The organism is Flavobacterium sp. (genome assembly GCF_043722275.1).
In the GTDB taxonomy this organism is placed as follows: Bacteria; Bacteroidota; Bacteroidia; order Flavobacteriales; family Flavobacteriaceae; genus Flavobacterium.
The window spans coordinates 17627-30365 of the sequence record NZ_JAYSPC010000079.1 but is presented as its reverse complement, the minus strand read 5'-3'; the positions used below and the strand labels follow the sequence as shown (position 1 = coordinate 30365).

Annotated in this window: 7 protein-coding genes; 2 read left to right on the top strand and 5 right to left on the bottom strand. The window is 35.0% G+C overall.

The features are described 5' to 3' along the window. Nucleotides 1-22: 22 nt before the first annotated feature. The 5 genes from ACHZDT_RS10595 to ACHZDT_RS10575 all read right to left on the bottom strand — a co-directional run bounded on the left by ACHZDT_RS10595 (nucleotide 23) and on the right by ACHZDT_RS10575 (nucleotide 8371). The gene (locus ACHZDT_RS10595) at nucleotides 23-616 is read right to left on the bottom strand and encodes a DUF1214 domain-containing protein (protein ID WP_394774601.1); all 594 of its coding nucleotides are present in this window, start codon (nucleotides 614-616) and stop codon (nucleotides 23-25) included. A 485-nt stretch (nucleotides 617-1101) separates the two neighbouring features. Continuing rightward, nucleotides 1102-1653: a DUF1254 domain-containing protein gene (locus ACHZDT_RS10590; RefSeq protein ID WP_394774600.1), complete on the bottom strand. Its 552-nt coding sequence runs from the start codon at nucleotides 1651-1653 to the stop codon at nucleotides 1102-1104. 146 nt (nucleotides 1654-1799) lie between these two features. Next, entirely contained in the window at nucleotides 1800-3722 is a 1923-nt protein-coding gene (locus ACHZDT_RS10585; RefSeq protein WP_394774599.1) for an arylsulfatase, read from the bottom strand. 28 nt (nucleotides 3723-3750) lie between these two features. Then, nucleotides 3751-5223, bottom strand: coding sequence for a RagB/SusD family nutrient uptake outer membrane protein (locus ACHZDT_RS10580; protein ID WP_394774598.1), 1473 nt, complete (start codon nucleotides 5221-5223; stop codon nucleotides 3751-3753). 16 nt (nucleotides 5224-5239) lie between these two features. Next, nucleotides 5240-8371, bottom strand: coding sequence for a SusC/RagA family TonB-linked outer membrane protein (locus ACHZDT_RS10575; protein ID WP_394774597.1), 3132 nt, complete (start codon nucleotides 8369-8371; stop codon nucleotides 5240-5242). A 1281-nt stretch (nucleotides 8372-9652) separates the two neighbouring features. Between ACHZDT_RS10575 and ACHZDT_RS10570 the strand changes: the two genes are divergently transcribed. Then, a complete protein-coding gene (locus tag ACHZDT_RS10570; protein WP_394774596.1) occupies nucleotides 9653-11128 on the top strand; it encodes a nitrate/nitrite transporter in 1476 nt (491 codons plus the stop codon). A 17-nt stretch (nucleotides 11129-11145) separates the two neighbouring features. Next, nucleotides 11146-12738, top strand: coding sequence for a magnesium transporter MgtE N-terminal domain-containing protein (locus tag ACHZDT_RS10565; RefSeq protein ID WP_394774595.1), 1593 nt, complete (start codon nucleotides 11146-11148; stop codon nucleotides 12736-12738). Nucleotide 12739 lies beyond the last annotated feature (1 nt).

The window sequence follows — 12739 nt, the reverse complement described above, 5'->3', positions numbered from 1 at the left end:
TATTTGTTATAATTTGTACTGATTATTTTACTTTTTGAATTGTTGGAAGTGTTTCCACCGTTAAATTATCTCGAAGTTTCTCTGATGGCAAATACAAGCGAATAATTAAAGTTGCTTTTTTTACATCGTTTATAGGCAGCCAGTTTTCCTTTTTCTCAACTCCTGATAAGTTGATTTTATACGATGTACTATCGGCTTCATATTTTACATTTTCAAGATTATAGCTGTATTTGTTGATTGGGTTTTTAATTAAAAAGCCACTTTCGTCATAGGCCGTAATACTCCAATATTTAGCATCTAATTTTTTTCCGCTAATTACATATTCTGATTTGGGATCTATTGCGTTTCCTTCGCTATCTGTACTTGTGCTTAAATAGATTACCTCTTTTTTTGTCAGCGCATAAGGTCCGTAAACCGCTACTTGCGCTATTGTCAGCAAATCGGCAGTGCTAAGATCTTTGTCCTTATCAACTGTAGACCAATTGCCAATTACGCGCTGCGAACTGCTTTTTCCGGATTTAATGTTGTAAACCCCAACAGCACTTCCAAATACGATAGCCAGAATGATCAATGCCACGCCAAGTCCTATCTTTTTTATTTTTTTATTTAAAGCCATTTTTTATTTTATTTTAATGTTGAATGTTTTTTTTTGTCATCCTGACGAAGGAAGGATCACACCAGAAACTCCGTGCTGAATTTTCTAATCTTTTCGGATTTCTCATTACTTGCATTTCCGGGGATTGAAATCCCCGGCTACAAAATAAATCATTCCTTCGGAATTTTATTAAGAGTTCCAGAGGAACGAAACATATTATAGGGATGGATTTTAATCCATTCTTCACAGTATAATCGACATTTATATTGCGTTTGTCTTTGTCGAGTTTCTTGTGTGTCCTTCTATTTCGCTCAGCATGACAAACTTTCTAGCTACTTTGCGTTTCCGGGGATTGAAATCCCCGGCTACAAAATAAATCATTCCTTCGGAATTTCATCAAGAGTTCCAGAGGAACGAAACATATTGTAGGGATGGATTTTAATCCATTCTTCACAGTATAATCGATATTTTGATTGCGGGTTAAACTGATAAAATTGCTGGAACGATTACTTTACCAACTTTTCAACCGTAACTCCATGTTGTAATTCTGCTAATGTTTTTACCGGATATGCTTTTGAAACCAGATAACGAAACAAAATCAATCCTTTAGTTGTTGGGCTGTAAATGATTTTTTCTTTCGGAATATTTTTCAAAACTTCGGATTTACTTCCTTCCGGGGCTAAATAATATTCGAATTTTGCTTTTACTTTTTCTTCATTTTCGACAAAAAAATTAGTCGTGTTTTCCTGATACGCAGATATTGACCAATAAGTAGAATCCGGAACAATTCCTGAGATTTTCAATACATTATCGTTCAAATCATAATTGATTGTTGAATACAAAAAGTCAGGATTTGGTAACGGAATCACTCTGCTGTTTTCAGCATTTGGCTGATCTCCAAATCTTGGGGTATTGACATCACCCAGGCTTTTTTCGGCAAACTTTTTTTGCACGTAATACGGAGTAATCCATATTGTCAAGTAGTAAAAACTTACTGCAATTACTACAAGAATCAAGGCAAAAATGCCTCTTTTTAAAATTGGTTTTGTTGCTGCCATAATTTTATTTTTTTGTTAGCAGGTTATCCTGCAAAGTTTTTAAAACCCTGTAGGTATGTTTTTGAAACCTAAAAAGTCAATAGAAAAAAAGTGATTATAAACCTACAAGGTCAAGAAAAGACCTTGCAGGTTAGTGAATTATACAATTAGTTTGTACTTCCGGCAGGTTTTGTTACCTGTTTAACCAAATCCTGAAGCGATTTTCCTTTGTCTGCACCTGTATTATGAATTCTTCTGTTGTACACATCTTGCCAGTCAATTAATGGATAAACATTATTTTCTTTGGCTTGTTCATCAAATAGTTTCTGAAGTTCGGCTAATTTTTCAGGGTATTTTTTAGCAAGATTATTGCGTTCGTTGAAATCTTCGTTCAGGTTGTATAATTCCCAAACATCAGTATCAAAATTGCTTTCTACGGGTTTTTCATTTTTGCTTAAAGATTTTTTTACTGCAAATGAATCCGGTAAATGCGCTGCTCCGGCTTTCCATCCATCTTTATAAATTGCTCTGTTTCCAAAGATGTAATAATATTGAACTTTGTGCAATGATTCGGCTTTAGCATCATTTAAAGAAGCATATAATGAAGATCCCTGAATAATATCCTGTTTCACATTTTTGATATATTCCGGCGCTTTGATTCCTGCAATATCTAATGTTGTTGGCAAAAGGTCAGTTACATGGCTGTATTGATTTCTGATTCCGCCTTTTTCCTTGATTCCTTTTGGGTAATAAACAATCAGCGGATTATGCGTTCCTCCTTCAGATTGTGCGTCTTGTTTCCAGTTTTTAAAAGGCACATTCGTAGCTTGTGCCCATCCTAAAGGATAATTGGTATTCAAACCTTTTGCAGTTCCAATCTGGTCAATATTTGCTACATTCGTCTGAAGATTTTCCTCATCAGATTTTCCCTGAGAAAATAAACTCTGGTTAATTGTTCCTTCTGTAGTTCCTTCTTTACTGGCGCCATTATCTCCAATGGCAACAAAAATTACGGTGTTTTCTAACTGATTGGTTTCTTTAAGATAATTAACAACTCTTCCTACTTCATGATCCGTATAAGTCAAAAATCCGGCGTAAACTTCCATGAATCTTGCGTAAACTTTCTCTTGATCCGGAGTTAGTTTTTTCCAATCTGTAATTAATGGATTACGTTCCGGTAAAACAGCATTTGCCGGAATTACACCCAATTTCTTTTGGTTTGCAATAACTTCTTCGCGATATGCATCCCAGCCTTTATCAAATTTTCCTTTATAAGGATCGCTCCATTTTGTAGCAACCTGATGCGGCGCATGAGCAGCTCCGGGTGCATAATATAAAAAGAACGGTTTTCCGGGTGCCGCTTTTTGTTGTTTCTGAATAAAACTAATTGCTTTGTCAGTAATCAATTCATTTAAATGACGTCCGTCTGGAGTAATATGAACCTGATCTTCAACTAAATCAGGATTGTATTGATCTGTTTGCGAACCCAGGAATCCGTAAAAATGGTCAAATCCTTTTCCGGTTGGCCATCTGTCAAACGGACCCGCATCTGTAGCGTCTTCATCCGGAGTAACGCCATATTTACCAACGGCAAATGTGTTGTAGCCATTGTCACGTAAAATTTCTGCAATTGTTCCTTTATCTGATGGAATTTTACCATCCCAACCCGGAAAACCTGCTGATAAAATAGTATGTGAAAACCCGCTAACGTGCACTCTTCCAGAATTTCTTCCGGTTAAAATTGCCGCACGAGTAGGAGCACAAATCGCGGTTGTGTGAAAATTGGTATATCGTAAACCATTATTCGCTAATTCATCAAAAGTAGGTGTCTGGATCAATCCTCCAAAAGCGCTTGAAGCTCCAAATCCAACATCATCCAGTAAAATCCAAATTACATTGGGCGCACCTTTTGGCGCTTTTACAGGATCTGGCCAATATTCTTTAGAGTCGGCCAATGTTTTCCCAATAACACCTTTAAAATCAGCATTTGGATTATTTTGTGCAAAACCCAATTGCGCGACAAGCAACGCAGTAATCAAAAGCCCTTTTTTAGGACTTTTGGTTCTACTATTAAATTTAAAATTTTTCATAATTCTAGTTTTTTGGTTGTGGTTTTAGTTAATATCCGGGGTTTTGTGGTAAACCTACAGGATCAATATTTCTTTCGCTTTGCGGAATTGGATATAAATTATTTCTTTCAGAAACGGAGTTTTTCGCAGTCACTTTTTTAATTTCGGTAACCAAAGTTCCCCAACGAACCAAGTCAAACCAGCGTTGCCCTTCCTGAACAAATTCTTTTTTGCGCTCTTCCTTAATTGCGGCTCTAAAGGTGGTTTGTGTTAATCCTGCTAAATCTACTGTTGCATCCGGCGTTGTGATTGCTTTTGCAAAAGCTCTTCTTCGAACCTGATTGATCAATTCATAGGCTTCCGGTGTTGGAGTTCCTTGTTCGTTTATGGCTTCCGCCAAAGACAATAGAATGTCGGCATAACGAATAACAGGAAAATTAATCGCCACGTTTCCGGGAGTTGCCAAATTGGTTAAATCAAGGTATTTTTTAAAAATTGGTTTCGGAAAAGTATAAATGTTTGCCGTACCCGGAATTGGTAATGTCTTAGCATAACTTACATCTCTGCGTGTATCTCCCGGAGCATAAATATCATAAAACAAGGCAACATCTGAGATAATATCTGCTGGTTCTGTGGCTGTAAATCCGGTAAATGAAGTCGATTGAAATGTGCTTCCGCTAGACCCGTTTCCGGCCATATTGGCTTCAAACTGAACAGAGAAAATATGTTCTTTTCCGTTCTTTTTTGTTTTAGTAAAAATATCCTGAAAGCTTTCAAAAAGGCCATATCCGTAACCGCCGTTGATCACTTCTCTGGCTTTTAAAATTGCATTTGGATAATCTTTCCTTGTTAAATATACTTTGGCTAAAATGGCTTTCGCAGCCCCAGAAGTTGCACGTCCGGCATCTGTTGCAGCATAAGTTGCAGGTAAAGCTTCGGCAGCATTTAAGTCTGAAATAATTTGAGCATAAACTTCGTCTACAGTGGCTCTTTTTGATTTTAAACTTTCTAATTGTATCGAAGTTGGTTCGTGCAAAATGATTGGAACTCCTCCCCAAAGCCGAACTGCCTGAAAGTACAATAATCCTCTAATAAATTTTGCTTCATTAATTAATCTAGTTTTAATAGCTTCTGTTCCTGCTACTTTAGGGATATTATCTATAGAAACATTGGCTCTGTTGATTCCGGCATAAATTTGGCGCCACGCAACCTGAACACGATCTGAAGTTGCATCATGTGTCAAACTGCTCAAAGCTCTCACTTGCGGATTTGTTGCTGAAACTCCTGCTGCAGCATAATCTGTAGCCATATCTGTTAAGAAATATAAATTTCGTCCAAATAAACTTTGTTCTCCCGGATCAAGCGCTAATGATGCATAAACTGCTGATACACTCGCAATAGCGTCATCCTGGGTTTTGAAATAATTATCTTCGGTTACAAAAGAGGTTGGTGTGACCTCCAGTTCCGTGCACGATCCTAGGAAAACGGCACTTAATATGATTGTTATTATTATCTTTTTCATGGTGTATATTTTTTACTTAGAAAGTTAGGTTCAGACCAGAAATGAATGTTTTAGAGTTTGGATAAGAACCAAAATCAATTCCGGGATATAAGTTGTTTTGTTCGTATGAACTTACTTCCGGATCATAACCGGTGTATTTTGTCCATGTAATTAAATTTTCGGCAGATATGTAAAATTTGATGCTTTTTGTTCCCAATTTTTTAGAAACGCTTTTAGGTAAAGTATATCCTAAAGTGATTAGTTTTAATCTTATAAAAGAAGCATCTTCAACATAACGCTCAGAAACAATTCCAAGTGGAGAACTTGTTGCTCTTGGAATTTCATTACCTGGATTACTTGGCGTCCAGCGATCTTCAAGCGTTACATTAGCATTTGTTCCAAGAGTTGAAATTTCTAATTGCTGATTCAAAGCATTGAATATTTTTCCGCCATAAGATCCCTGAAAAGAGAAATTTAGATCAAAATCATGATAAGAAATTGTGTTGCTGAAACTTGCAACAAATTTAGGCTGAGAACTTCCCAGACTTCCTTTGTCAAGAGCCGAAATTACGCCGTCGCCATTTGTGTCAACATATCTTCTGTCCCCAATTTTTGTATTGGCTAAACTGTTAATTTTTGGCTGTGTATTTACTTCTTCCTGAGTCTGGAAAATACCATTAGTTTTATATCCCCAGAATGTTCCTAAAGGCAAACCAACTTTTACCGTTACGGGTTGTTGCTGTAATAAAGATCCGTTTGGAACTACCGGAAAAAACTGATCAACTCCGTTTCCTATCGAAACTACTTTGTTTCTATTTGCAGAGAAAACGATGTTAGAATTCCATGAGAAATTTTCTGTTTTGATGTTTTCAGTAATTAAACCAACTTCAATACCTTTATTTTCAACTCCACCAATATTTTGCAGGACCGTAGCATATCCTGAAGCTAACGGAACTGGTACATTAATCAATAAATCTTTTGTTTTCTTGTAATAAACATCAAAAACAAAGTTTATTTTTCTATCCAATAATGATAAGTCCAAACCAACATTATACTGATCTGTTTTTTCCCATTTCAAATCCGGATTTGCTAATCGGGTGGGAGCAAGGCCCGTTTGTAAAGTACCTCCAAAAGCGTAGTTTACAGAACCCATTTGTGCAAGTGAAAGGTAATTTCCTATTTCCTGATTTCCTGTTGTTCCAGCCGTGATTCTAAGTTTTGCTTCGGTTACACCTTTAATGTTTTGAGCAAAACTTTCATCGGTAATATTCCATGAAAATCCGGCTGACGGGAAATAACCCCAAAGTGATTCAGATCCAAATCTTGATGAACCATCTGCACGGGCAGAAAGTGTGAAATTGTATTTTCCTTTATAAGAATAATTTATTCTGGTTAACCATGATTTCAAAACACTTTCAAATGCATCGCTATAAGGTTTTACAGGAACACCATCTTGCAAAGCATTATAAGTATTGGCATCATTTACAAAAGTATTGGCACCGGCATTTACAACTTCTCCTTTTGTATATTGAAGCGTATATCCTCCCAAAGCAGAGAATTTATGGTTTTCACCAAAAGTAGTATTGTAATTCAACGTGTTTTCATTCAATACAGAACTAACTAATCTGTCCCCAACAGAAGCTAATCCTTTAGTTCCTGCACCACTTGTAGTCGTCGCCGGAGCGTAATAATTTTGTTTTGTATCAAGAACATCGCCACTAACGGCCACTTTTGCAATCAGTTTTTTGGTAATTTTATATTCACCAAATAAACTGGTCAGAATTCGGTTGATTTTAGTTTCATTAATTGTACTGACTAAATCATTAATTGGGTTTCCGATGATTCCGTTAACTGCCGTTGAATAAGGATTATTAGTTAAATTGTAACTTCCGTCAGCATTTTTAATAGGAACTACGGGCGGCTGATACAAAGCAACAACTAGCGGACTCGGAGATCTTCCGGCAGTGGCACCGCCATTTGTTCCTACACCATTTGAAACCGAATTACTATAGTTTGCATTTACACCAAATTTAAAATTCTGAGAATAATTTCTTTCGTAGTTAACACGAAGCGAAATTCTTTTAAAATCAGAAGCAATTACAATTCCGTCCTGTTGAAAATATCCAGCCGAAATCGCATATCTTGAACGTTCATCTCCACCAGAAAATGACAATTGATGATTTTGTACCGGAGCTGCAGTTCTAAACAACGCCGATTGCCAGTCATATCCTCCAGAAGTTTTTAAAGCTTCAATTTGTGCCGCTGAAAAAGCCGGCGCCTGACCAATGCTTGCCTGAACATCATTACGTAAGCTTGCCCATTGGCTGGCATTCATTAGATTCAGTTTTTTCGAAACATTCTGAAACCCAAAATAACCTTGGTATGAAATATTATCCTGTCCTTTAGTTCCTTTTTTAGTCGTAATAATTACAACACCATTTGCACCACGAGATCCGTAAATAGCAGTTGCAGATGCATCTTTTAATACTTCAATCGATTCAATATCACCCGGATTAATCGTAGAAAGTACGTTTAAACTTGCACCCGCATTTGATACTCCGGCTGAACTATTATTATTGTCGTTGTAAATCAAAATTCCATCAACCACATAAAGCGGCTCATTTCCTGCCGTAATCGAGTTTCCTCCTCTAATGCGAACACTTGAAGATGCTCCGGGACGGCCGGAACTTTGCGTAACTACCACTCCGGGAATTGCACCGCGTAATAAATTATCTGCTGATGAGGTTACCTGTGCTAAATTTGCTTTTGGTACAGATGCTACAGAACCTGTAATATCTTTTCGTTTTTGAGATCCGTAACCCACAACCACTAATTCATCTAATTCCTGACGTTCTTCTTTTAAATTAATCGTAATTGGGTTTTTATCTACGATTATTTCCGCTTTTTTATATCCAATGTAACTTACTATTAAAGTATAAGGGAATTTTTGTCCCGTTTGAAAGTAAAATTTTCCTTCAGCATCCGTTTGAACACCGTGAGTTGTACCTTTAATAACAACCGAAGCTCCAATAATAGGTTGATTTGTAACATCGTCTACAACAGTTCCATCAAGCTTAGATTGTATAAGCGGCGTTGTATTTTGGGCATGAATTCCTGCCGTGATAAGCAGGAGAAATAGTAATGAGTTTATTTTTAAAAAATTTTTCATTTCTTTGTACTGGTTTTAAGTAATTAACAAGGCGCCCTGAAAGTTGAATTTTCAACTCTCGAATGGGTAATCTTGGTTTAGTGATAAATGTTCTTTAAGCCTCGCCATTTCTGTTGCCGCAGAAATGGCTTTTTTTATTTACAGCAACAGCTTTGCATCTTTTTCATTTTAGTTTATTAGTTATTGGTTGTTTTTCTTTTTAAATTATAGATATAGTTTCAACAATCCTTTTCGACACAAATGTGTATCAAACAGACTTTTGTAATTTTCAATAAATATTTGCGGTAGTTAGAAAGTTTCGTTTTTAAATCCATTCGATATAAAAGGAGAATCGAATGCAAACGGAAAAATTGCTTAGAATTAGCAACAGAAGCACATATAACAAAAAGTGTTATAAGTATATTTTTTAGGTAGAATGTAATACGATATGCTTTCGGTTGTTTTCAAAATATAATTCTTTATGGTTTTAAATATTTTTATACTCTACTAATCCTATAGACAAAGTTAATTTTAATATAATAAAATCCAAAAATTTCCTCAATTTTTTTTTAAAAATCTTATAATCAATCATTTGTGTAAAATTCAAAACTAGTTAATTAATTGTTTATCAGTATTTTATGATTTGAATTTTCAATGACACAAATGTTAAATCCGCTATTTATAAAAGGCTTAAAATGTAGTATTTTATACTTAATTTTCTAATTTTTAAAACTTTAGCAAATCTAAAAACAATCAAAAAACGTCGTGTAACGCAAATTTTTCCTTTTTAAAAAGATTTATATAATCCAAAAATCTATTGAGTTTTTTTATTTTTAGAATGAAGAAAGTATATTAGATTAAGAAAATTATGCGGAATCTATATATTTAAGATAATTCTTAGGTTTTATATTGTAAATAATTGAAAATTAAAGCTTTAGTAATAATATTTTCCTTACTTTTATTGTGAAAATTTTTTTATTCTAAAAATCAGAAGAAATATTATTTCGGTATCAGAAAACGAAATAATTGGTAATAAAGAATATCTATCCTCCTCATATTGAAATTATTCCTACAATATAATTTCATCCTAAAAGCCTCTGTTACAGGAAAAATCAATTAAAAACATTTTTTAAAACTGCTTAATATTTAAGCGGTTATTGTTATTTAATAGTAAGGATACTATGTCTTCTTTGTATGACATATATCATATTTTGTAAGAATCTAACAGTTTAATTTTGTGTTTTTAATGAGGAATTTAGCACTCATTAATAAGTTGAAAATTAGATATTTTAATATTTTTATATGAGTAATCTGTCCCAATCGCATAAAATTTTATTTTTAAACACATTGGCATTTACAATTTGTTTTGCCTGCTGGACATTAAATGGTGTTTTGGTAACTTACCTTGTTGATAAAGGAATATTTAACTGGACTGTGGTTGAAACTGGCTGGTTATTAGGAATCCCTATTTTGTCAGGTTCAATTTTCCGACTTCCTGTTGGGATTTTAACAGACAAATACGGGGGAAAAATAGTGTTTTCTATCTTATTGCTATTATGTTCCATCCCACTTTTTTTGCTGCCTTTAGCGAACTCATTCTGGAGTTTTGCAATATTAAGTTTTTTCTTCGGATTAGTAGGAACCAGCTTTGCCGTGGGAATAGGATATACTTCGATTTGGTATCCTAAAAACTGGCAGGGAAGGGCTTTAGGTATTTTCGGAATGGGAAATGCAGGCGCAGCAATTACCACTTTTATTGCTCCAACTTTATTAAACAACTTATCAGAAACCGATCCTCAAAACGGATGGAAAATACTTCCAATAATTTATGGTGCGGTGTTGGTATTTATAGGAATACTTTTTATTGTTTTCGCAAAAAATAAAACAAATGAAGGAGTTTCAAAAACAATGAAGGAATTACTATCTCCGCTTAAAAATATCAGAGTCTGGAGATTTGGTGCTTACTATTTTTTAGTCTTTGGTTTTTTCGTTGCCTATTCGCAATGGTTATTACCCAACTTTATGAATGTTTACCATACATCACTCGTCATGGGCGGAATGTTTGCCACAATGTTCAGTTTGCCATCCGGCATAATCAGGGCTTTTGGCGGATACTTATCGGATAAATTTGGCGCACGAAAAGTAATGTATTGGGTTTTAGGTTCATCAATAGTGATTAGTTTTTTATTGATGTTTCCTAAAATGGAAATTTTTACAGCAGGCCCGGGAGTTTTGTCCACAACTAATGGCGTTGTTACCGAAGTTGCTGCAAATTCAGTTATTGTAAATGGAAAAGTTCATAAAATCAATATAAAAGAAACTTCTGAAAATCATGAAACCGCTGTTTTTCCTGTAAAAAGTTCCTGGCAGGAAATTGTTGTAAAACAAAATCAGGAAGTTAAAAAGAAAGAATTATTAGCAGAAGGAATCACACAAATCAAGTTTAGCGCAAATCTTTGGGTTTATGTAATATTAGTAATCCTGATTGGCATTTCATGGGGAATTGGTAAAGCTGCGGTATATAAACATATTCCCGAATATTTTCCTAATGAAGTTGGTGTAGTAGGAGGAATGGTGGGTTTAATAGGCGGATTAGGCGGTTTTATTGGTCCTATTATCTTTGGATATCTTCTTAATTATACAGGACTCTGGACCAGTTCATGGATCTTTATTTTCATAGTTTCTGTGCTGTGTTTATTGTGGATGCATCGAACCATTATAAATGCAATGCGATTAAAATCACCTGATTTTACAAGAGATATTGAAAACAATAATTAAAAAATAAAATAAAAAACATGAAAACTTGGTTAGACAAATGGGAACCTGAAGATGAAGCATTTTGGAGTTCTGCCGGAAGTAAAATTGCCTGGAAAACATTAACAATTACAACACTTACTTTAATATTATCATTTGCCTCATGGTTTATGATGAGCGTTATAGCAGTGAAATTACCGGGATTAGGATTTAATTTTTCTAAAGATCAACTTTTCTGGCTAACAGCGATTCCAGGATTAGCAGCAGGTTTTTTGCGAATAATTCACACCTTTATATTACCAAGTTTTGGTACAAGACATGTTGTTTCGTTTGCAACAGCAATTAAATTAATTCCCGTAATCGGAATTGGTTTTGCGGTTATGGACATCACCACACCATTTTGGGTATTTGCCGTTTTAGCTTTTACAACCGGTTTTGGTGGAGGAGATTTCTCTTCATACATGCCAAGCACAAGCTTATTTTTTCCTAAAAGATTAAAAGGAACAGCACTTGGAATTCAGGCGGGAATTGGAAATTTTGGAGTTTCAGTAGCTCAATTTGTAACGCCGCTTATTATTAGCGTTGGGATTTATGGAGCGGCTTCGGTTTTTACAAGTATAGATCCAAGAGAAACACTAACAGTTTTTCAAAATTCAAGTGTAGCAAAACAAAAAGAAGTTTTTGCAGCGCTGAATCCTGATGTACAAACCAAAATTTTAGCAAACGTAAAGAAAAATGTAATTGATTCTGTTTCCGCTTCAATACAATCTGATGATAAAGTAGTTTTATTTACATCATTACCTGTAAAAATAAAAGCCAAAGCAATTGCAAATGCAAATCCAAAATTGGCAGAAAAAATCATAAACGATATTAGTCCTAAAAACGCAGCTGTTAAAAACACAGAAATATATTTGCAATCAGCCGCATTTTGGTTCGCGCCATTTTTAATTTTATTGTCCATAATTAGTTGGTTTTATTTAAGAAGTATTCCAATGAAAGCTTCTATAAAAGAACAAATGGATATTTTTTCTAATAAACATACTTGGTATTGCACGATCACGTATGTTATGACTTTTGGGACATTTGCAGGTTTATCAGCAGCGTTTCCGTTAATGATTAAATTTTTATACGGAGATTTCCCAAATGCGCCAGATCCCTTGGTTTATGCATTTTACGGTCCGCTTATTGGGTCCGCAAGCAGAATCGCTTTTGGTTTTATTGCCGATAAAGTTGGGGGAGCAATTCTTACTACAATCACAGGATTAGGAATTTTGGCAGGATCAATATTATTGGTAACAGAAGGATTAGTAGCGCTAACAAGTATGGATCAATTCCCGCTTTTTGTAGCTGTAATTTTAGGAATGTTCTTCTTTACAGGAATCGGAAACGCCGGAACTTTTAGACAATACCCAATTATTTTTGCCGAAAATCAACGTCAGGCAGCTGGAGTTATTGGCTGGACAGCAGCAATTGCAGCCTTTGGACCATTTATATTTTCTAAATTAATAGGAAATAATCTTTCTGCTAATGGTACAGTAAATCAGTTTTTTATTGGCGTAGCAATTTTCACTGTATTAGCTACAACTATCAATTGGTGGTTCTATAATCGTAAAGGTTGTGAGAAACCAAGTTAAC